This is a genomic window from Klebsiella sp. 64, from assembly GCF_018223915.1.
Lineage (GTDB): Bacteria > Pseudomonadota > Gammaproteobacteria > Enterobacterales > Enterobacteriaceae > Klebsiella > Klebsiella pneumoniae.
Genome location: NZ_JAGRQZ010000040.1, coordinates 128561 through 149531, shown reverse-complemented (window position 1 = coordinate 149531; position 20971 = coordinate 128561). Strand labels below are relative to the sequence as shown.

The following is a 20971-nucleotide window of genomic DNA, read 5'->3' as shown; positions in this document are numbered from 1 at the left end:
CATGCTCAGTCTGCAAAACATCAGTAAACGTTTCGACGGCAAACCGGCGCTCAGCGCCCTGTCGCTGGATATTCACGAAGGCGAATTCGTGGTGCTGGTCGGCCCGTCGGGCTGCGGGAAAAGCACCCTGCTACGCCTGCTCGCCGGCCTGGAGCCGGTCAGCGAAGGCCAAATCTGGCTGCATGATGAGAACATCACCGCCACCACGCCGCGCGAGCGCAACTTCGCGATGATCTTCCAGAACTATGCCCTGTTTCCGCATCTGTCGGTGCGCGACAACATCACCTTCGGCATGAAGGTGCGCAAGGAAGAGAAAAGCAGCTGGCAGCCGCGGGTGGATAAAGTGGCGCAGATGCTGCAGCTGGAGGCGCTGCTTGACCGCAAACCGGCGAAGCTCTCCGGCGGCCAGCGCCAGCGGGTGGCGATGGCCCGGGCGATTGTGCGCAATCCGCGGCTGTTCCTGATGGACGAGCCGCTCTCCAACCTCGACGCCCGCCTGCGCAGCGAAGTGCGCGACAGCATTATGGCGCTCCACCAGCAGCTGAAAACCAGCACCATCTATGTGACCCACGATCAGACCGAGGCGATGTCGATGGCCGACCGCATCGTGGTGATGAACGGCGGCCACGTGCAGCAGGTCGGGCGCCCGGAGTATCTGTACGCCAACCCGGCCAATCTGTTCGTCGCCGGATTTATCGGTTCGCCGGCGATGAACCTCCTGTTGCTGCCCTGCGCCAACGGTGAAGTACTGTTGGGAGAACAGCGCCATCCGCTGCCGCCGCGCCACCGGGATCAGACCCGCGTCTGGCTGGGCGTTCGCCCGGAACATATTACCGACCGCGTGGAGGAGGGCCATCTGCGCCTGCCGGCCACCGTTCTGCAACGAGAACTGATGGGGGCCGATTACCTGCTCCACGTCAGCACCCCGATCGGCACCCTGCGCTTTAGCCGCCGCCACCGCGGCACGGTGCCGGAGAAAGGCGAGTCGCTACCGATCGGCTTCTCGCCTGCCGATGTGCATCTTTTTCATGCTGAGACCCAGCATAATTTATTGATGGAGTGTAATCATGTTTAAACCTTTTACGCTAGTCGCGGTTGGCCTCAGCCTTGCCCTGAGCGGCGCGGCGCTGGCAAAAGAGAAAATAGACTTCATGTTCCCGGCGCCGGTGGACGGCAAGCTGACCATGGAGATGACCCGCGTCATTAAGCAATTCAACGACTCGCAGCAGGATGTCGAAGTGCGCGGGATCTTCACCGGCAACTACGACACCACCAAGATCAAAGCCGAATCGGCGCAGAAGGCCGGCCAGCCGCCGGCGCTGGTGATCATGTCCGCCAACTTCACCACCGATCTGGCGCTGAAAGATGAGATCCTGCCGATGGACGAGCTGTTTAAATATGGCGATCAAAAGGCCGGCGATTTTCTGCAAAAGGAATTCTGGCCCGCGATGCATAAGAACGCCCAGGTGATGGGCACCACCTATGCGATCCCGTTCCATAACTCGACGCCGATCCTCTACTACAACAAGACGATGTTCGATCAAGCCGGGATCAAACAGCCGCCCCAGACCTGGGCCGAGCTGCTGGCTGATGCCAAAAAGCTGACCGACGAGAGCAAAGGCCAGTGGGGGATCATGCTGCCGTCGACCAACGACGACTACGGCGGCTGGATCTTCACGGCACTGGTGCGCGCCAACGGCGGGAAATACTTTAACGAAGACTATCCGGGCGAGGTCTATTACAACTCGCCGACCGCCATCGGCGCCCTGCGCTTCTGGCAGGATCTGATCTACAAGGACAAGGTGATGCCGTCCGGGGTCTTGAACTCGAAGCAGATCAGCGCCGCGTTCTTCTCCGGCAAGCTCGGGATGGCGATGCTCAGCACCGGCGCGCTGGGCTTTATGCGCGAGAACAGCAAAGACTTTGAGCTTGGGGTAGCGATGCTGCCGGCCAAAGAGCAGCGTGCGGTGCCGATCGGCGGCGCCAGCCTGGTGAGCTTTAAAGGCATCAACGAGGCGCAGAAGAAAGCGGCGTATCAGTTCCTGACCTATCTGGTGAGCCCCGAGGTGAACGGCGCGTGGAGCCGCTTCACCGGCTACTTCTCTCCGCGCAAGGCGTCAAACGATACGCCGGAGATGAAGGCCTATCTGCAGCAGGATCCGCGGGCGGCGATCGCCCTTGAGCAGCTTAAGTACGCCCATCCGTGGTACTCCACCTGGGAGACCGTGGCGGTGCGTAAGGCGATGGAGAACCAGCTGGCGGCGGTGGTCAATGATGCCAAAGTGACGCCGGAGGCGGCGGTGCAGGCGGCGCAGAAGGAAGCCGACGCGCTGATGAAACCGTATGTGGATAAGACCGCGCTGGCGGAAGTGAAGTGACGCGTTACCCGTCATCGTCATCCTCACCCCGGCCCTCTCCCTGAGGGAGAGGGAACTGTCCGGCGCCGTGGTTAAGCCCTGGGTCCGGTTGTGAAAGGAAAAAAGCAGGCCATACCCGGTATGGCCTGAAAATGTCACAACGATTAGATCCCTGCCGTTTCGCGAATATATTTGCGCGCTTTGACGGCGTATTCGAAAGGATTGGCCAGAGCAGGATCCTGCTCGGCTTCCACGACCATCCAGCCTTTATAGCCAAAGTCGTCCAGCAGCTTGAACACCGGACGGAAATCGATCACCCCGTCGCCCGGGACGGTGAAGGTGCCTTTTTTCACGCCGTCGAGGAACGACAGGCCGTCGCGGCGCACCTGGTCGATCACCGGCGGGCGGACGTCCTTCAGATGGACGTGGTTGATGCGCGGCAGATACTTTTTGAGGATCGCCAGCATCGGCGCTTCGCCGCCTTCGGAATACCAGGCGTGGCCGGTGTCGAACAGCAGGAAGACGCGCTCGTCCACCAGCGACATAAATTTGTCGATTTCCGCGGTGGTCTGAATGCCGGTGCCCATGTGGTGGTGCAGACAGACCTGCATCCCCTTCTCCGCCGCCAGGCGGCCGAGGGTGTTATAGCCTTCCGCCACCCGCTGCCACTCTTCGTCGCTGAAGCACGGCTTCGCATCACCGAGGATCGGTTTATCCAGCCCCTGGATGCTGCCGCTCTGCTCGGAGCAGCCAATCACTTTCGCCCCCATCGCATGAAGGAAGTTCATGTGATTGACGAATTCATCAATGGTTTTTTCCCGCTGGCCGTTGGCGAAAAAGGTACTGAACCAGGCGTTGCAGATCTGAATGCCGCGGATGTCCAGCATCGGCTTGAGAACCGCCGGGTCGCGCGGATATTTGCTGCCGACTTCGCTGCCGGTAAAGCCGGCCAGCGCCATTTCGCTGACGATCTGCTGGAAGGTGTTTTCGCTGCCGAGCTCCGGCATATCATCGTTAGTCCAGCCGATCGGGGCGATAGCCAGTTTGACGTTATCTTTGTTCATAGTAGGGCTCCTGCCGCTGCGCCTTACTGGCGCAGCAATTCACGTTCAATAAGTTCACGGGTTTCCACTGCCTGGTATTTCATTTTTTCCGGGTAGCCAAACAGCGAGGTGGCGACAATCGGCTCCCCGCCGACCTTGAAGGTCTGCTCGGCGAATTTCATTTCGCGCAGGGTGCGGAACAGCGCGTCGAAATCCACATCCCCTTCCCCGACGCCTACGTGCTGGTGCACCACGGCATCCACGCCCGGCGGGTTAACGATATAGCGGCAATGTTTCGTATGGTTGCGGGTGTCCGCAATCAGGACATGGGAGAGATCGCTCCCGGCATAGCGCAGCATGCTCGCCACGTCGCCGACGCCTTTGTCGTAGAAAAAGGTGTGCGGCACGCTGTAGACGTACTTCACGTTATCGCTGCGGAACGACTTCACGATATCGACGGTTTCATTGTTCTCTTCGCAGAAATCCCAGGGATGCGCCTGGATCTCCACGCGGATGCCTTCCCGCTCAAAAATCGGCAACAGCTCTTCCATTGAGCGATAGAACATTTCATCGCAGATCTCAGGCTGATTCGGATCGCCGGAGAACTCGGTGTTGATCACCTGAACGCCCATCTCCACCGCAATTTCCACCAGCCGTTTCCAGTTTTTCACCGCCGCCTGACGGCGCAGTTCGTCCGGGCCGGACCAGCGGTAGACGCAGATAAACGACGACAGCTCAAGGCCGGTATCGCGCAGCGCCTGCTTGTACTCCGCCATGATCTCCCGGCTGGCGCGCGGGTGCTTGTAGAACGGGTTAATCTGCGGGTGCGGCGACTGTTCAATGTACTTGTAGCCCCACTCCGCTACCTGATGGACCATGCGGGTGATCCCGAGGTCCTTAATGACATCCACATCAAAGGCAATTTTCATCGTCGTTACCTGTGCAAAGAAGTTCCGTCAGCAAAACGCGCTTAACGTTTGTAGAATGCCGGGCACTCAGGCAGCGTCACTTCAACCGGCTCGCTGGTTCCCTGCGCTTTAATGCAGGCGTCCGCCGCCACCGACGCCGCGTAGCCGTCCCAGGCCGACGGGCCGTGCAGCTGGCCGGCTTTGACGTCGTTGATAAAGGCCTGCAGCTCGACGTCGTAGGCTTTGATAAAGCGGTCTTTCCAGTCGGTCAGAATGGCGGTCGACAGGCTGGCGGACTTGCGCATCTGGACGGCAGACGGCTCCGGCAGACGGGCAATCCCGGTTTCGCCGACCACTTCGCACTGGATGTCATACCCGTACTGGCAGTTCACGAACACTTCGACGTCGATCAGGGTGCCTTTTTTGGTTTCAAAGGAGACGATCTGCGGATCTTTCAGGCGCGCATGGGTGTGCGAGGTGGAGCGCGGGAAGCGCACCTGCACGGAACGGTAGTCATCGTTCAGCAGCCAGCGCAGCACGTCCAGCTCGTGGATCAGGGTGTTGGTGATCGCCATATCGGTGGTGTAGTTCTCGCCGACCGACTGGTTGCGGTGGGCGCAGCGCAGCATCAGCGGCGCGCCGATATCGCCATCGTCGATCACTTTTTTCAGCGCCAGATAGCCTTCGTCGTACGGGCGCATAAAGCCAACCTGCACCAGACGACGGCCGGCCTTCATTTCGGCATCGACGATGCGGCGGCAGCCTTCCGCGGTCATCGCCAGCGGTTTTTCGCAGAATACCGGCTTACCGGCGGCGATGGCGGCCAGAGTGTACTCTTCGTGGGTCGGGTCCCAGGAGGTGACCAGGATGGCATCGACATCGCTGGCGTTAATCACGTCGTGGCCGTCGGCGTAGACTTCCGCCTGCACGCCCGGCAGCGCGACCGCCGCGCGGGCGTTGTCGGCATTGATATCAGACACCGCCACAACGGTGGCGCCCTGCAGAACCTGGGTGCAGCGACGGATGTGTTCTTTACCGATAGCGCCAGCGCCGATGACACCTAATTTGAGCGACATAATGGTTTTCTCCGTAAGTCTGTAGGATTCAGAGTGGATGTTCGTTTTAGTAATCACGCGCCTGGGCGCGCTTTTCATTAATCATTTGCGCCACTTTGCGGATCCGCTCAGAGAGCGCCGTCTGGGCGACCCCGACGTTCCACCAGCTGCCGTATTTGTGCACCATGGTCTTCGGCAGCACTTTAATATCAATCAGGGTGCTGACCGTTTCGCGACGGGCGGCGTCCAGCGCGTGGCGCAGTTCGTCCAGGGTGGTGACGCGCCAGGTTTTGCAGCCGTAGCCGGCGGCGATGGTGGCGAAGTCCACCGGCACCAGGCCGCCCTGCAGCTGGCCGGTTTCCGGCTGACGGTAGCGGAACTCGGTGCCGAAGCTGTCCATCCCGTGCTCCATCTGCAGGTTGTTGATGCAGCCGTTGGCCATGTTGTCGAACAGCACGACGTTGATCTTCGCCCGCTCCTGCAGGGAGGTGACCAGCTCAGAGTGCAGCATCATGAAGGAGCCATCGCCGACCAGGGAGTAGACTTCGCTCTGCGGCTGCGCCAGCTTCACGCCCAGCGCGGCGTTGACTTCGTATCCCATGCAGGAGTAGCCGTACTCCACGTGGTAGGTGTTTTCCGCGCGGTTGCGCCAGACGCGCTGCAGATCGCCTGGCAGGCTGCCCGCCGCCGCGACGATCACCGCCTCGGCCGGCAGCGTTTCATTCAGTACCCCAAGAACGCTGCTCTGGGTCAGGGTGGAGTCGGTGATCTGGCGGAACTCGCGATACACCGATTCACGATCGAGATGATCGTCGATCTCCGGCACAAAGGATTTCTCCTGCCACACCGCCTGGTAGACGCGCTGGGTCTCTTTTAACTGACGGCTCTGCACGCTCTCGATCTGCGCGCCCCAGCCGGCCTGCCAGCCGCTGTCCGCCAGCGCCGCGTCGAGAGCGGTCATCGCTTCCCGGGCGTCCGCCAGCATGGCAATGCCGTCCAGCTTCCAGGCGTCGAAGTTGCTGACGTTAATATTCAGGAAACGCACCTCCGGGTGCTGGAAAATCCATTTCGAGGCGGTGGTAAAATCGCTGAAGCGGGTGCCGACGCCGATCACCAGGTCGGCCTCTTTCGCCAGCAGGTTCGCCGCCAGGCAGCCCGTTTCGCCGACGCCGCCGACGTTCAGGGGGTGAGACGAGACCACCGTCCCCTTCCCGGCCTGGGTTTCGGCGAAGGGCACCCCGTAGCGCTCGGCGAAACGGGACAGCGCTTCGCCCGCGCCGGAGTATTTCACCCCGCCGCCGCAGACGATCAGCGGTTTACGGCTGGCTTTGATGGCCGCCACGGCGTCCGCCAGCTGCGCGGCGCTGGCCGGGCGGCGGTCGAGACGGTGCACGCGGCGCGCAAAGAAGGATTCCGGGTAATCCCAGGCTTCGCCCTGCACGTCCTGCGGCAGGCACAGCGTTACCGCGCCGGTTTCCGCAGGGTCGGTCAGGACGCGCATGGCGTTGATGCAGGCGCTCATCAGCTGTTCCGGGCGGGTAATGCGGTCCCAGTATTTGCTGACTGCGCGGAAAGCGTCATTGGTGCTGATGCTGAGATCGTAGCTCTGTTCAATCTGCTGGAGCACCGGATCCGGCTGGCGGGTGGCGAAGACATCGCCCGGCAGCAGCAGCAGTGGGATGCGGTTGGCGCTGGCGGTGCCGGCGGCGGTGATCATGTTGGCCGCTCCCGGACCGATGGAGGAGGTGCAGGCGATAATCTGCCGGCGCAGGGCCTGGCGGGCAAAACCGGTGGCCGCGTGGGCCATCCCCTGCTCGTTGCGCCCCTGATAGACGCGCATATCGCCGCTGTCCTGCTCCAGCGCCTGCCCCAGCCCCAGGACGTTGCCATGGCCGAAAATCGCGAAAATGCCTTTCACGAACTTCAGCTCTACGCCATCCACTTCCAGGTACTGGTTATCGAGGAACTTCACCAGCGCCTGCGCCGTTGTCAGTCTCAGTTTGCCCATGATGCACAATCCTTATTGTTCAGTATTTGTGTGTGGCGTCGCGCCGATGCCGCCGGGGCCGTCGTTCACGTCACTGGAATACCTGTGGATTATAGGCAAACATTTTTTTCATTAAATACAAATACAGAAGAAATATTTCATTTTGCGAGAAGGATCAAACTCTCTACCCATTTCATACGTTTCACTTACATTCCAGACACGTTTTCGGGCCCTTTTTTGCCGCACCAGACGGTAATATCCCCTTAAAAATCATAGGTAAATGGATGCCATTTGGCGTTTCATTTTCCCCCGGGTCGACAGAGGGGGCGATCCGCGCTCGCGCGAGGCTCAGTGCGGCAGAGTGGTAGATCCCTCACACTTTTGGTTTTTTAATTTCGAACGAGTTTGCAAATGAAATATTTATTTCTCAAACTAAGGGTAACCAATAACCCTCAGGCTGTTCACGGAGTCGACGTCGGGATCCCGACCCTTCCAGGCAGCAGACACCAAAAAGGAAATCCTAGCTATGAATGCAGCAGTAAAGCGGCTCGACGTCATCTGTATAGGTCGGGTGGCCGTCGACCTCTATGCCCAGCAGATTGGTTCGCGGCTAGAAGACGTTGCCAGTTTCGCGAAATATCTCGGCGGCTCCTCCGGCAACGTGGCCTTTGGCACCGCGATTCAGGGGCTGAAATCGGCCATGCTGGCGCGCGTTGGCGATGAACACAACGGCCGTTTCCTGCGCGAAACGCTCAACCGCGCCGGGGTGGATACCGAGTATCTGATTACCGACAAATCTCGCCTGACCGCGCTGGTGATGCTGGGGATTAAGGATCAGGAGACCTTCCCCCTGATTTTCTACCGCGATAACTGCGCCGATATGGCCTTAACGCCTGACGACATTAGCGAGGAGTATATTGCCTCCTCCCGGGCGCTGGCGGTGACTGGCACCCACCTGTCGCACGCCAACACCCGCGCCGCGGTGCTGAAGGCGCTGGAGTACGCCCGCCGTCACGGCCTGCGTACCGCGCTGGATATCGATTACCGTCCGGTGCTGTGGGGGCTCACCTCGCTCGGCGATGGCGAAACCCGTTTCATTGAGTCCGGGCCGGTCACCAGCCAGCTGCAGGAAGTGCTGCATCTGTTCGATTTGGTGGTGGGAACCGAAGAAGAGTTTCATATTGCCGGGGGCAGCACCGATACCCTGACCGCGCTGAAAAATGTGCGCAATGCCACCAAAGCCACTCTCGTCTGCAAGCGCGGGCCGATGGGCTGCGTGGTGCTGGAAGGCGACATCCCGGACAGCTGGGACCAGGTGCCGCTGCAGCAGGGCGTGCGCGTGGAGGTTCTCAACGTGCTGGGCGCCGGAGATGCCTTTATGTCGGGTCTGCTGCGCGGCTGGCTCAACGACGAAGGCTGGGAGCAGGCTTGCCGTTACGCCAACGCCTGCGGGGCGCTGGTGGTCTCCCGCCACGGCTGCGCGCCGGCGATGCCCACCAAAGTCGAACTCGATGACTACCTGCAGCGCGCCGAATCGGTGCCGCGCCCGGACGTCGACGAGCGCCTAAACCACCTGCACCGGGTCACCAGCCGCCGTCAGCAGTGGCCGGAGCTGTGCATTTTCGCCTTTGACCATCGTAAACAGCTGGCCGACCTGGCGCGGGAGACCGGGCGCGACGAAGCCTGCATTCCGCAGCTCAAGCTGCTGTTGTTGGCCGCGGCCGAAGCGGCGGCGCAGGAGGCAGGTCTCGATCAGCGCAGCGGCATTCTGGCCGACGGCACCTACGGCCAGCGTGCGCTCAACGCCATTACCGGCAAGGGCTGGTGGATCGGGCGCCCTATCGAACTGCCCAGCTCGCGACCGCTGCGTCTGGAGCATGGCAACATCGGCTCACAGCTGATCGACTGGCCGCTGGAGCATGTCGTCAAATGCCTGGTCTTCTATCACCCGGACGACCCGGCGGCGCTGCGTGCAGAGCAGGACGCCCTGCTGCTCGAGGTCTGGCAGGCCTGTAACAAGTCAGGCCATGAACTGCTGCTGGAGGTGATCCTGCCGGAAAATGGCCCGGACAAAGACGAGCGCCATTACCACACTATGCTGGAACACTTCTATCAGCTGGGGATCAAACCGGACTGGTGGAAGCTGCCGCCGCTCTCCAGCGCCAGCTGGCAGCAGATCACCGCCCTTATCGAGCGCGAAGATCCATGGAGCCGCGGGATCCTGATCCTCGGTCTCGACGCGCCTTCCGACAAACTGCGCGCCGGTTTTGCCGAGGCGGCCGCACACCCGATGATCAAAGGTTTCGCCGTCGGGCGCACCATCTTTGGCCAGCCGTCGCGACGCTGGATGCAGGGTGAGCTCAGCGATGAGGCCCTGATAGAGGAAGTGAAACGCAACTACCTGACGCTTATTGGCTACTGGCGCGAAGCCCGCCGCTGATCCCCAACGCCCGTCTCCGTCACCTTGCGGAGCGGGCGTTTTTCTGTTTCTTCGTGAAATGAATCGCGTATTTCGTCGCAATAAATGAAAAATTCGCTTCATTTGGTACACTGGAAGCCATATTCCTTCCATTTTCTCAGAGCGCACTCTATGGCCAATAACCCAACACAGCTGACCATCCTGCAGGATGAAATCAGGCGTCGCTACGATACGTTAAGCAAACGTCTGAAACAGGTCGCCCGCTATATCCTTGATAACAGCAATAGCGTGGCTTTCGATACCGTGGCCTCCATTGCGCAACAGGCGGATGTTCCCCCTTCCACGTTGATTCGTTTTGCCAACGCCTTCGGCTTCAGCGGCTTTAACGAAATGAAACAGATGTTCAAGCAACATTTGATGGAAGAGACCGCCAACTATACCGAGCGCGCCCGTCTGTTCCGCCAGACCACCAGCGATGAGTCCAGCCCGCCGGAAACGCCGACGGAAATCCTCAATATGTTCACGATGGTGAACAACCAGGCGTTGCAGCAGCTGGCGATGCAGACCTCCAGCGATGATCTGGAGCGCGCGGTGGCCCTGCTGGGCGAGGCGGAAAATATCTACGTCATTGGTCTGCGCCGGTCGTTCAGCGTCGCCTCCTATCTGACCTATGCGCTGCGTCACCTCGATCGTAAAGCCTTTCTGATCGACGGCCTCGGCGGCATGTTCACCGAGCAGCTGAGTCTGGTCGGTCCGAAAGACGTGGTGGTGGCGGTGAGCTTCTCGCCGTACGCCCGGGAAGTGGTCGAGCTGGTGGAGCTGGGCGCGCAGCGCAAAGCGCGGCAGATCGCCATTACCGACAGCCAGGTCAGCCCGCTGGCGGCCTTCAGCGATGTCTGCTTTGTGGTGCGTGAAGCGCAGGTGGATGGCTTCCGCTCGCAGGTTGCTTCGCTGTGCCTGGCCCAGACGCTGGCGGTTTCGCTGGCGCTGAACAGCAGCCAGGAGTCCGAGGCCAAGCAGAAGGCGTGAGATAGGCTGCCTGGCGTTTGTTACTCGGCGGCGCTGCGCTTGCCGGGCCTGGGGTATATGGGCCTGCGGGGTGCCGGAGATAATGTTATTGATATGCAACTCTATTAATCCGGGAAAAGCGTTTGTCGCATGTGATTTCAGCGCACATTGCGCTCCCGGTTAAGCTTCTGCGTTATGCCTGGCATGGCGCAGGGAGCGCACAGGGGGCGGCCAGTCGCCGCCGCCCCCTGTACCCCCGGGCTCCGGCCAGCAAAATCGCCGCTACGCGGTCCCTTCGACTTATCCCTGCAGGCTTCGGGTCGGGCCGAGGCAGCATCCGTGCAAAACACGGCCCTCAGCCCGCATCCATGCGGGCTGCCCCGGCCTTCCGGGAACGTCTCAGCGATTTTGAGGCCGTCAGCACCGGCAGTTTCAGCAACAATGGTGAATAAATTAACGGCAGGTCGCACGAACCGTATGCCGGGCAAGGCGTGAGCCGCCGCCCGGCATAAAAGCAGCACCGTGCCTGTGGTCATCGCCCGGCGGCGCTGCGCTTGCCGGGCCTGGGGTATAGGGGCTTACGGGATCCTCCCGTAGGCCGGATAAGCGTAGCGCCATCCGGCACAAAGGCGGGTACAGTGCCGGAGGTTCCTCCCCGGCGGCGCTGCGCTTGCCGGGCCTGGGGTATAGGACCTTACGGGAGGATCCCGTAGGCCGGATAAGGCGAAGCCGCCATCCGGCACAAAGGCGGGTATGGCCCCGGGGATGTCCTCCCCGGCGGCGCTGCGCTTGCCGGGTCGGGAGTGGGATTCCGCGGAGCGTTTCGCGAAAAAACACCCGCCGCCCTCAAACAGGAAGGCCGGTTAGCATCGCTAACCGGCCTTCTTTATCCGCTTCTGCACCGCACGTCAGTCGTGGCGCGGGTACTCCGGCGTGTTGATCCAGGCGTGGTCATCTTCCCAGGTGAACAGCCATTTCCGATCCGGCCCGGCCATGACGTTCAGATAGTAGCTGTCGTAACCGGCAATCGCCGCCACCGGATGGTAACCGCGCGGCACCATCACCACATCGTGGTTGTAGGGCGCCATACAGGCGTCCAGGCTGCGGTCGTCGGTGTAGACCCGCTGGAAGGCAAAGCCCTGCGGCGGATCGAAGCGGTGATAGTAGGTTTCTTCCAGCTGCGTCTCTTTGCCCGGCTGGGCGGTATCATGCTTATGCGACGGCCACGAGCTGGTGGCCCCCTCGTCGGTGTAGACTTCCACTACCAGCAGGCAGTCCGCCTCGGCGCTGTCCGGCAGAATATTATGCACCCGGCGCTGATTGCGCCCTTTCCCACGGTGCTCTACGCCGACGTCTTCCGGCCGAATGAGGCGTGCCGGGAAGCTGCCTTTGCCCGGCGCGCTGCATACCGCCAGCTCCAGATCGGAATCGGCGGTCACCTCGACTTTATCCTGCGGCGGGACGTAGACCGACCACGGCGGGGTGCGTTCAAACGGCGACATCCGTTTACCGAGATTCGGGAAATCGGCATGTTGCGTTTTCACCGACGCCAGCCCGGCGACCAGCACCAGGCACAGCTCGCGATCGCCGCTCTCCAGCGTCACGGTCTGCCCTTTTTTCAACATCCAGACATCAAAGCCGATATAGCGCCAACCGGCGCTTTGCGGCGTAATATGCTGGATCTGTCCCTCTTTTCGCGATTTAGCCAGTAACGACATGGCGCTCTCCTTCGCCGATTAACCTAACGTCGGCATGCTGAATTCAGATACGGTCTGCTGCCCTGCCGGCCAGCGTACGGTGGCGGTCTTCATACGCGTGTAGAAGCGAACGCCGTCCGGCCCGTGGACGTTCAACGCGCCAAACACCGAGCGCTTCCAGCCGCCGAAGCTGTGGAACGCCATCGGCACCGGGACCGGCACGTTCACCCCGACCATCCCCGCCTGCACGTCGTGGACGAATTCACGCGCGGTGTGGCCGTTGCTGGTGAAAACGGCGCTGCCGTTGCCAAACTCATGGCTGTTGACCAGCTCAAGGGCGCTGTCATAGTCCGCCGCGCGCACAATACCCAGCACCGGGCCAAAGATCTCTTCGCGCCAGATGGTCATCTCCGGGGTGACGTGATCGAACAGGGTGCCGCCGACATAGTAGCCCGCGTCATAACCCGGCACGCGCAGTTTGCGGCCATCGACCACCAGTTTTGCCCCTTCGCTTTCGCCTTTATCAATATAGCCGAGCACTTTTTTCTGGTGGGTATCAGACACCACCGGTCCCATCTCGTTCTCTTCCTGGCCGCGCATGCAGCCCGGGCCTACTTTCAGCGCTTCCACCAGCGGCTTCAGGCGGGCGATCAGTTTGTCGGCGGTTTCATCTCCCACCGCCACCACCACCGGCAGCGCCATGCAGCGCTCGCCTGCGGAGCCAAAAGCGCCGCCCATAATGGCGTTAACGGTGGCGTCGAGATCGGCATCCGGCATCACAATCGCGTGGTTTTTGGCGGCGCCGAAGGCCTGCACTCGCTTGCCGTGGGCGCTGGCGGTCTTATAGATATACTCCGCCACGCCGGAGGAGCCGACGAAGCTCACCGCCGCAATACGCGGGTCAGTGTACAGCTGCTCGGCATCTTCATTGCTGCAGTGCACGACGTTAAACACGCCGTCCGGCAGACCAGCCTCTTTTAACAGCTCTGCCAGACGCACAGCGGCCGTCGGCGCCAGCGCGGGCGGCTTGAGGACGAAACTGTTGCCGCAGGCCAGCGCCAGCGGGAACATCCACATCGGCACCATCGCCGGGAAGTTAAACGGGGTGATCCCTGCCACCACGCCCAGGGGCTGCATCAGCGAGTAGCTGTCGACGCCGGTGCCGACGTCAGAGGAGTATTCGCCTTTAATCAGGTGCGGGATCCCGCAGGCGAATTCGACCACTTCCATACCGCGGGTCAGCTCGCCCAGCGCATCCGACCACACCTTACCGTGCTCGCTGACGATGATCCCCGCCAGCTCTTCCACGTGCTGCTCCAGCAACATTTTGAAGTTGAACAGCACGCGGGCGCGGCGCAGCGGCGTGGTACGGGACCAACTGTCAAACGCATCGCGAGCAACCTGAATCGCCTCGGAGACTTCCTGCGCGGTTGACACCGTGACTTCGCGCACCGCTTTGCCCGTCGCCGGGTCGTACACCGGCATCGTTTCGTTGCTGCTGCTAATAACGGTTTTCCCGCCAATAAAGTTTCCTGTGATCGTCATGTTCTCGCCTCATAGTGAAGGGGGCCAGCGCACACCGGCCCGTCGCTGATTCTGCTGTGCTATAACCGTAGTAAAATGAAATTTATATTTCAACATTGTTGTGAAATGAAATTTCATTTTGGTGATAACAGTCGCATTTTGCGCTAACCGGTCGCCTGTGCGCTTCCCGCATCGCGCCTCGTTGCCCTCGACGCCAGGCTTCCCGCCGCTGTCGCGCCAGTAGTCGGTGCCGGTGATATTTTGCGAGACAGCTCAAACATTCATCATTTCCATTCTTGCTAATTTTGGAATAAACGTTTTGACTGTTAGCCAATTGAACGAACCTAACCCCTCTTCCGTCAGGAGTGTCCTATGGCCATCGCAATGCAACGTTTTTGTATTAACCGCAAAATCGCGCCAGCGCTCAGCATTGAAGCGTTTTTCCGTCTGGTGAACCGTCTGGGCCTGAATAAGGTCGAGCTGCGCAACGATTTACCCAGCGGAAAAGTGACCGACGATCTGAGCCATCAGCAGGTGCGCGAGCTGGCGGCGCGCTACCACATCGAGATCCTGACGATTAACGCGGTCTACCCCTTTAACCGTCGTAGCGAAGAGGTGCGGCAGTTGACCGAATCGCTGCTGAAAGAGGCCCAGGCCATCGGCGCCAAATCGCTGGTGCTCTGTCCGCTCAACGACGGCAGCGAGGTGCCGGCCAGCGAAACCCTGGGCGCCCTGCGCGACCTGGCGCCGCTGTTCGCCTTCTATGGCATCCACGGCCTGGTGGAGCCGCTGGGCTTCCCGCAAAGCTCGCTGCGTTCTGCGCACCAGGCGCAGACGCTGATCCACGACGCCCGCGTGCCGTTTAAGCTGCTGATCGATACCTTCCATCACCATCTTTACCCGCAGGCGGCGGACGAGTTCAGCCAGGTAGAGGTGGCGGATATCGGGCTGGTGCACCTTTCAGGAGTGGACGATAGCCGTCCGCGCGAGCAGCTCACCGATGCCGAGCGCATCATGCTAACCCCGCAGGATCGTCTCGGCACCTGCGAGCAGGTTAAAGCGCTGGAAGCCCGCGGCTATCAGGGGGTGTACGCTTTTGAGCCCTTCGCCCCCGAGCTGGCGCAATGGAGCGAAGCGGATATCGAGCGCGAAATTGAGCAGAGCATCGCGCTCATCCAGCGCCACTGCGCCTGAGACCCTCACGGTACAGCGTGCGCGGCGCGTGACGATTTTCCCAACGCCGGACGACGAGGTTGCCTATAATCGTCGCAGGATAAATGGAGGAATCGACCATGAGCTCACCCCTGTTGATTGCGCGCACGCTGGATAACGCGCTCTATTTACTGCCCGCGATGGCCAACCGCCATGGGCTTATCACCGGTGCGACCGGCACCGGTAAAACCGTCACCCTGCAGAAGCTGGCTGAGTCGTTCTCGGAGATTGGCGTGCCGGTATTTATGGCCGACGTCAAGGGCGACCTGACCGGCATTGCCGCCGCGGGGCAGAGCTCAGAGAAACTGCAGGCGCGGCTGGAGAAGATCGGCGTCAGCGACTGGGAGCCGCACGCCAACCCGGTGGTGCTCTGGGATATCTTTGGCGAGAAGGGCCACCCGGTGCGGGCGACGGTCTCCGATCTCGGCCCCCTGCTGCTGGCGCGCCTGCTCAATCTCAACGAAGTGCAGAGCGGCGTACTGAACATTATTTTCCGCATCGCGGACGACCGCGGCCTGCTGCTGCTCGACTTCAAAGACCTCCGCGCCATCACCCAGTTTATCGGCGATAACGCCAAGTCTTTCCAGAACCAGTACGGCAATATTAACAGCGCCTCGATCGGCGCCATCCAGCGCGGGCTGTTGACCCTGGAGCAACAGGGCGCCGAGCACTTCTTCGGCGAGCCGATGTTGGATATTGCCGACTGGATGCGCGTCGATGCCAGCGGTAAAGGGGTGATCAATATCCTTAGCGCCGAAAAGCTCTACCAGATGCCGAAGCTGTACGCCGCCAGCCTGCTGTGGATGCTCTCCGAGCTCTACGAGCGCCTGCCGGAAGCCGGCGACCTCGATAAACCGAAGCTGGTGTTCTTCTTCGATGAGGCGCATCTGCTGTTCAACGACGCGCCGCAGGTGCTGCTGGATAAAATTGAACAGGTGATCCGCCTTATCCGCTCCAAGGGCGTCGGCGTCTACTTTGTCTCGCAGAACCCGGCGGATATTCCCGACGCCGTGCTCGGCCAACTGGGCAACCGCGTGCAGCATGCCCTGCGCGCCTTTACGCCGAAGGATCAGAAGGCGGTGAAAACCGCCGCCCAGACCATGCGCGCCAACCCGGCCTTCAGTACCGAGCAGGCGATCCAGGAGCTGGGCACCGGCGAGGCGCTGATCTCCTTCCTCAATGAGAAAGGCAGCCCGTCGGTGGTCGAGCGGGCGATGGTTATCGCCCCCTGCTCGCGAATGGGGCCGGTTAGCGATGACGAGCGCAATAGTCTGCTGAACCACTCGCCGCTGTACGGTAAGTATGAGGAGGAGGTGGACCGCGAGTCGGCTTTCGAAATGCTGCAGCAAGGGGTGCAGGTCGCCACCGGGCAGCAGTCGGCTCCGCCGGCGAAGGGCCAGCAGAGCGGCGATGACGATGGGCTACTTGGCGGCCTGAAAGATATCCTGTTCGGCAGCACCGGCCCGCGCGGCGGTAAACGCGACGGTATCGTGCAGACCGCAGCGAAAAGTGCGGTTCGCCAGGTCACCAATCAGATCGTCCGCGGCATGCTGGGCAGCCTGCTGGGCGGACGCAAGCGCTAAAAAAAAGCCCCCTCATCGCTGAGGGGGCTTACGTTTCAGGCTTACCCGCTAGGCCTTGCGCATCATCAGCCAGAGGCTTATCAGGAAGAAGCTGGCGCTCGGCAACAGCGCGCCGATGATCGGCGGTATGCCGTAGACCAGGGTCAGCGGGCCGAAAATCTGGTCGAGGACATAGAAGATAAAGCCGAAGCTAATCCCCGTCACCACCCGCACGCCCATCGGCACGCTACGCAGCGGGCCAAAGATAAACGACAGCGCCATCAGCATCATCACCGCCACCGACAGCGGCTGGAAGATTTTGCTCCACATATTGAGCTGGTAGCGTCCCGGATCCTGGCCGCTGGACTTGAGGTATTTCACATAGTTGTGCAGCCCGCTGATCGACAGCGCATCCGGATCCAGGGCAACCACGCCCAGTTTGTCCGGCGTCAGGTTGGTTTTCCAGGTGCCGCTCACCATCTGCGACCCGGTCACCTGCTTTGGATCGGTCAGGTCGGATTCATCCACCTGCGACAGACGCCACACTTTATTTTCGCTATCGAATTTTGCCGAAGCGGCATAGCGCACCGACTGTAAACGACGCTCCGGGTTGAAGGCATAGATGCTGACGCCCCCCAGCTCATCGTTGCCTTTTACGCGTTCGATATAGACAAAGTTGTGGCCATCTTTCGCCCACAGCCCCTGCTGGGTTGAGAGCAGCGAGCCGCCGTACATCTGCTGGGCACGGTAGTTGCGCGCCATCTGTTCGCCCTGCGGCGCCACCCACTCGCCGATGGCCATGGTCAGCAGCACCAGCGGGATCGCGGTTTTCATTACCGCCAGCGCTACCTGCAGCCGGGTGAAACCGGATGCCTGCATCACCACCAGTTCGCTGCGCTGGGCCAGCATCCCCAGCCCCAGCAGCGCGCCAAGCAGCGCCGCCATTGGGAAGAAGATCTGGATGTCCTTCGGCACGCTGAGGATGGTGTAGAGACCAGCGCCCAGCGCATCGTAGCTGCCCTGCCCGGACTTTTTCAGCTGATCAACAAACTTGATAATGCCGGAGAGCGACACCAGCATGAACAGGGTCATCATGATGGTGTTGAAAATCGTCTTACCGATATAACGGTCAAGTACGCCAAACGCCTGCATCAGGCCGCTCCTTTATTAAAACGGGCGCGGAAGCGGCGCATCGGCACCGTGTCCCACAGGTTTAACAGCACCGCCAGCGCAAAATAGAGCAGGTTAATCGCCCACATCCAGATAGCCGGGTCCATTTTGCCTTTGCCGCCGTTCGACTTAATCGACGTTTGCAGCAGGAAGAACACCAGGTAAAGCAGCATCGCCGGCAGCATCGACAGCACGCGGCCCTGACGCGGGTTCACCACGCTGAGCGGCACCACCATCAGCGCCATAATGAAGACGGTCGCCACCAGCGTGAAGCGCCAGTGCAGTTCGGCGCGCGCGCGGTCGGTGTGGGTTTTCCACAAGGTGCGCATATCCATCTGTTCGGTGTCGTCCGGATCGGCGCTCACCGCCTGGTGGCCGATAATAGCCTGATAGTTATTGAAGTCGGTAATGCGGAAGTCGCGCAGCATCGCGGTGCCTTCAAAGCGGGTGCCCTTGTTGAGGGTCACCACCTGCGAGCCGTCTTTCTGCTGCGACAGCTCGCCGGAATCCGCCACCACCACCGAGGGGCGCGCATTGCCTTTCGGACGCAGCTGGGCAAGGAAGACGTCATGGAAGCGGTTGCCGTTGACGCTTTCAATAAACATCACCGCGTTACCATCGCTGGCCTGCTGGAACTGGCCCTGGGCCAGCGCCGCCATACCGGGGTTAGCTTTAGCTTCGGCCAGCACCTCGTCCTGATGGCGCGACGACCACGGCCCCGCCCACATAACGTTCACCGCCGCCACCGCGCCGGTGAACAGCGCGAGGATCATCGCCGCCTTGATCAGCACGGCTTTGCTCAGGCCGCAGGCGTGCATCACCGTAATTTCACTTTCGGTGTACAGCTTGCCGAGGGTCATCAGCAGGCCAAGGAACAGACTTAACGGCAGGATAAGCTGCGCCATCTCCGGGATGCCGAGCCCCAACAGCGAGAGCACCAGATTGGTTGGGATATCGCCATCCACCGCGGCGCCGAGGATCCTGACTAATTTCTGACAAAAGAAAATCAGTAACAGGATGAATAGGATCGCCAACTGGCTTTTCAGCGTCTCACGAACCAGATATCTTATGATTATCACTATAAATACGCCCGTAAAAACCCGTTTTAGTGCAGGAAAATTGCTTGTTTCATGGCTTAAACGTCATTTATTCTCTTTGGTCGTCGAAAACGTCGCTAAGATTAAATGACTCATCGGTTCTGCATGTCAGGATCTTTTCTGACGAACCCAGGCCTTAATAACGTTAAGATTAACACGAAGTCACCGCAACAGCGGATATGAGTTACGAAAGCTTGCAATTATATACTCAATGGATTTCGAGTTGTAAGAAGGCAGCAGGGCTGTGGCCCCTGGCGCGCACAATGTGCCACGTCAGGGTAAGCAGGCGCAGCCGGCGCATCTGCAACTTGAAAGGCGACGAGTATAGCCGTAGCCACCACTGTTGTCTTTAAGATTCAGGAGCATAGTGCATGGAGTTCAGTGTAAAAAGCGGTAGCCCGGAGAAGCAGCGGAGCGCCTGTATCGTGGTCGGCGTCTTTGAACCACGTCGCCTCTCCCCCATCGCCGAACAACTCGATAAAATCAGCGACGGCTACATCAGCGCCCTGCTGCGTCGCGGCGAGCTGGAAGGCAAACCTGGCCAGACGTTATTGCTGCACCATGTGCCAAACATTCTGTCTGAGCGCATTCTGCTGATTGGCTGCGGCAAAGAGCGCGAGCTGGATGAGCGTCAGTATAAGCAGGTCATCCAGAAAACCATCAATACCCTGAATGATACCGGCTCAATGGAAGCCGTCTGCTTCCTGACCGAGCTGCACGTCAAAGGCCGTAACAACTACTGGAAAGTTCGCCAGGCGGTTGAAACCGCCAAAGAGACGCTGTACAGCTTCGACCAGCTGAAGACCAACAAAAGCGAGCCGCGTCGCCCGCTGCGTAAAATGGTCTTTAACGTGCCGACCCGTCGCGAGCTGACCAGCGGCGAACGCGCCATTCAGCACGGACTGGCGATTGCCGCCGGCATCAAAGCGGCGAAAGATCTTGGCAATATGCCGCCGAACATCTGTAACGCCGCCTATCTGGCTTCCCAGGCGCGTCAGCTGGCCGATACCTACAGCAAAAACGTCATCACCCGGGTGATCGGCGAACAGCAGATGCGCGAGCTGGGGATGAACGCCTACCTCGCCGTCGGCAATGGGTCGCAGAACGAGTCGCTGATGTCGGTCATCGAATATAAAGGCAACCCGGCTGAGGACGCGCGCCCTATCGTGCTGGTCGGTAAAGGCCTGACCTTCGACTCCGGCGGTATCTCCATCAAGCCTGCCGAAGGCATGGACGAGATGAAGTACGACATGTGCGGCGCGGCGGCGGTGTACGGCGTGATGCGGATGGTTGCCGAACTGCAGCTGCCGCTGAACGTCATCGGCGTGCTGGCGGGCTGTGAAAACATGCCTGGCGGCCGCGCCTATCGTCCGGGTGACGTCCTGACCACTATGTCCGGCCAGACGGTGGAAGTGCTGAACACCGATGCCGAAGGCCGCCTGGTGCTGTGCGACGTCCTGACCTACGTTGAGCGCTTCGAGCCGGAAGCGGTTATCGACGTGGCGACGCTGACCGGGGCCTGCGTGATTGCCCTCGGCCATCACATCACCGGCCTGATGTCGAACCATAACCCGCTGGCCCATGAGCTAATCGGCGCCTCCGAACTGGCGGGCGACCGCGCATGGCGTTTGCCGCTGGCCGACGAGTTCCAGGATCAGCTGGAGTCCAATTTTGCCGATATGGCGAACATTGGCGGCCGTCCTGGCGGCGCGATCACCGCCGGCTGTTTCCTGTCGCGCTTCACCCGCAAGTACAACTGGGCGCACCTCGACATCGCCGGTACCGCCTGGCGTTCCGGTAAGGCCAAAGGCGCGACCGGTCGTCCGGTGGCGCTGCTGTCGCAGTTCCTGCTCAATCGTGCGGGTTTTAACGGCGAAGAGTGATGTGATATGCCGGGTGGCGGCGATGCCATACCCGGCCTACAAACGGCAG

General features: G+C 60.6%; 15 protein-coding genes. 7 read left to right on the top strand and 8 right to left on the bottom strand.

Features of this window, described 5'->3' with window-relative positions:
• Position 1: 1 nt before the first annotated feature.
• Together KHQ23_RS24325 and KHQ23_RS24320 are read left to right on the top strand one after the other, a co-directional pair.
• A complete protein-coding gene (locus KHQ23_RS24325; protein ID WP_023288169.1) occupies positions 2 to 1075 on the top strand; it encodes an ABC transporter ATP-binding protein in 1074 nt (357 codons plus the stop codon).
• A complete protein-coding gene (locus KHQ23_RS24320) occupies positions 1068 to 2378 on the top strand; it encodes an ABC transporter substrate-binding protein (RefSeq protein WP_032435489.1) in 1311 nt (436 codons plus the stop codon). Before KHQ23_RS24325 ends, KHQ23_RS24320 begins: the two co-directional genes overlap by 8 nt.
• 143 nt (positions 2379 to 2521) lie before the next feature.
• On the opposite strand, the gene iolE is transcribed toward KHQ23_RS24320, so the two are convergent.
• Genes iolE through iolD form a run of 4 tightly spaced genes read right to left on the bottom strand, consistent with a single transcriptional unit; the run spans position 2522 to position 7371 of the window.
• Positions 2522 to 3421, bottom strand: a complete 900-nt coding sequence (gene iolE, locus KHQ23_RS24315; RefSeq protein WP_002886970.1) for a myo-inosose-2 dehydratase — start codon at positions 3419 to 3421, stop codon at positions 2522 to 2524.
• Between the two features lie 23 nt (positions 3422 to 3444).
• Entirely contained in the window at positions 3445 to 4329 is an 885-nt protein-coding gene (locus tag KHQ23_RS24310; RefSeq protein ID WP_032417772.1) for a sugar phosphate isomerase/epimerase family protein, read from the bottom strand.
• Between the two features lie 41 nt (positions 4330 to 4370).
• Complete coding sequence (locus KHQ23_RS24305) at positions 4371 to 5384, bottom strand: Gfo/Idh/MocA family protein (protein WP_004186740.1); 1014 nt, start codon at positions 5382 to 5384, stop codon at positions 4371 to 4373.
• Positions 5385 to 5430: 46 nt separating this feature from the next.
• Entirely contained in the window at positions 5431 to 7371 is a 1941-nt protein-coding gene (gene iolD, locus KHQ23_RS24300; protein WP_004152191.1) for a 3D-(3,5/4)-trihydroxycyclohexane-1,2-dione acylhydrolase (decyclizing), read from the bottom strand.
• 505 nt (positions 7372 to 7876) lie between these two features.
• Here iolD and iolC point away from each other — a divergent pair.
• Together iolC and KHQ23_RS24290 are read left to right on the top strand one after the other, a co-directional pair.
• A complete protein-coding gene (gene iolC, locus KHQ23_RS24295; protein ID WP_004146797.1) occupies positions 7877 to 9790 on the top strand; it encodes a 5-dehydro-2-deoxygluconokinase in 1914 nt (637 codons plus the stop codon).
• Between the two features lie 150 nt (positions 9791 to 9940).
• A complete protein-coding gene (locus tag KHQ23_RS24290; RefSeq protein ID WP_004152190.1) occupies positions 9941 to 10798 on the top strand; it encodes a MurR/RpiR family transcriptional regulator in 858 nt (285 codons plus the stop codon).
• 887 nt (positions 10799 to 11685) lie between these two features.
• Here the strand turns inward: KHQ23_RS24290 and iolB are convergent.
• Positions 11686 to 12495 carry a 5-deoxy-glucuronate isomerase gene (gene iolB, locus KHQ23_RS24285; protein WP_004177654.1) on the bottom strand — a complete coding sequence of 270 codons (810 nt, stop codon included), beginning with the start codon at positions 12493 to 12495 and terminating at the stop codon, positions 11686 to 11688.
• 18 nt (positions 12496 to 12513) lie between these two features.
• On the bottom strand, positions 12514 to 14019 hold the full coding sequence (locus tag KHQ23_RS24280) for a CoA-acylating methylmalonate-semialdehyde dehydrogenase (RefSeq protein WP_004146794.1): 1506 nt from the start codon (positions 14017 to 14019) through the stop codon (positions 12514 to 12516).
• A gap of 351 nt (positions 14020 to 14370) precedes the next feature.
• Here KHQ23_RS24280 and KHQ23_RS24275 point away from each other — a divergent pair, with 351 nt between their 5' ends.
• Complete coding sequence (locus KHQ23_RS24275; RefSeq protein WP_004178392.1) at positions 14371 to 15192, top strand: TIM barrel protein; 822 nt, start codon at positions 14371 to 14373, stop codon at positions 15190 to 15192.
• A 98-nt stretch (positions 15193 to 15290) separates the two neighbouring features.
• Complete coding sequence (locus tag KHQ23_RS24270; RefSeq protein ID WP_211776886.1) at positions 15291 to 16793, top strand: helicase HerA-like C-terminal domain-containing protein; 1503 nt, start codon at positions 15291 to 15293, stop codon at positions 16791 to 16793.
• Positions 16794 to 16841: 48 nt separating this feature from the next.
• On the opposite strand, the gene lptG is transcribed toward KHQ23_RS24270, so the two are convergent.
• The gene (gene lptG, locus KHQ23_RS24265; RefSeq protein ID WP_002886956.1) at positions 16842 to 17924 is read right to left on the bottom strand and encodes an LPS export ABC transporter permease LptG; all 1083 of its coding nucleotides are present in this window, start codon (positions 17922 to 17924) and stop codon (positions 16842 to 16844) included.
• Positions 17924 to 19021 (bottom strand): LPS export ABC transporter permease LptF, encoded by a 1098-nt coding sequence (lptF, locus tag KHQ23_RS24260; RefSeq protein WP_002886955.1) that lies wholly within the window; start codon positions 19019 to 19021, stop codon positions 17924 to 17926. The genes lptG and lptF overlap by 1 nt, the downstream gene beginning before the upstream one ends.
• 389 nt (positions 19022 to 19410) lie before the next feature.
• Here lptF and pepA point away from each other — a divergent pair, with 389 nt between their 5' ends.
• On the top strand, positions 19411 to 20922 hold the full coding sequence (gene pepA, locus KHQ23_RS24255; RefSeq protein ID WP_002886954.1) for a leucyl aminopeptidase: 1512 nt from the start codon (positions 19411 to 19413) through the stop codon (positions 20920 to 20922).
• Positions 20923 to 20971: the final 49 nt, after the last annotated feature.

Coding starts and splice junctions, on each gene's coding strand:
- KHQ23_RS24325 (WP_023288169.1), top strand. CDS start 2: ATGCTCAGTCTGCAAAACATCAGTAAACGTTTCGACGGCAAACCGGCG.
- KHQ23_RS24320 (WP_032435489.1), top strand. CDS start 1,068: ATGTTTAAACCTTTTACGCTAGTCGCGGTTGGCCTCAGCCTTGCCCTG.
- iolE (WP_002886970.1), bottom strand. CDS start 3,421: ATGAACAAAGATAACGTCAAACTGGCTATCGCCCCGATCGGCTGGACT.
- KHQ23_RS24310 (WP_032417772.1), bottom strand. CDS start 4,329: ATGAAAATTGCCTTTGATGTGGATGTCATTAAGGACCTCGGGATCACC.
- KHQ23_RS24305 (WP_004186740.1), bottom strand. CDS start 5,384: ATGTCGCTCAAATTAGGTGTCATCGGCGCTGGCGCTATCGGTAAAGAA.
- iolD (WP_004152191.1), bottom strand. CDS start 7,371: ATGGGCAAACTGAGACTGACAACGGCGCAGGCGCTGGTGAAGTTCCTC.
- iolC (WP_004146797.1), top strand. CDS start 7,877: ATGAATGCAGCAGTAAAGCGGCTCGACGTCATCTGTATAGGTCGGGTG.
- KHQ23_RS24290 (WP_004152190.1), top strand. CDS start 9,941: ATGGCCAATAACCCAACACAGCTGACCATCCTGCAGGATGAAATCAGG.
- iolB (WP_004177654.1), bottom strand. CDS start 12,495: ATGTCGTTACTGGCTAAATCGCGAAAAGAGGGACAGATCCAGCATATT.
- KHQ23_RS24280 (WP_004146794.1), bottom strand. CDS start 14,019: ATGACGATCACAGGAAACTTTATTGGCGGGAAAACCGTTATTAGCAGC.
- KHQ23_RS24275 (WP_004178392.1), top strand. CDS start 14,371: ATGGCCATCGCAATGCAACGTTTTTGTATTAACCGCAAAATCGCGCCA.
- KHQ23_RS24270 (WP_211776886.1), top strand. CDS start 15,291: ATGAGCTCACCCCTGTTGATTGCGCGCACGCTGGATAACGCGCTCTAT.
- lptG (WP_002886956.1), bottom strand. CDS start 17,924: ATGCAGGCGTTTGGCGTACTTGACCGTTATATCGGTAAGACGATTTTC.
- pepA (WP_002886954.1), top strand. CDS start 19,411: ATGGAGTTCAGTGTAAAAAGCGGTAGCCCGGAGAAGCAGCGGAGCGCC.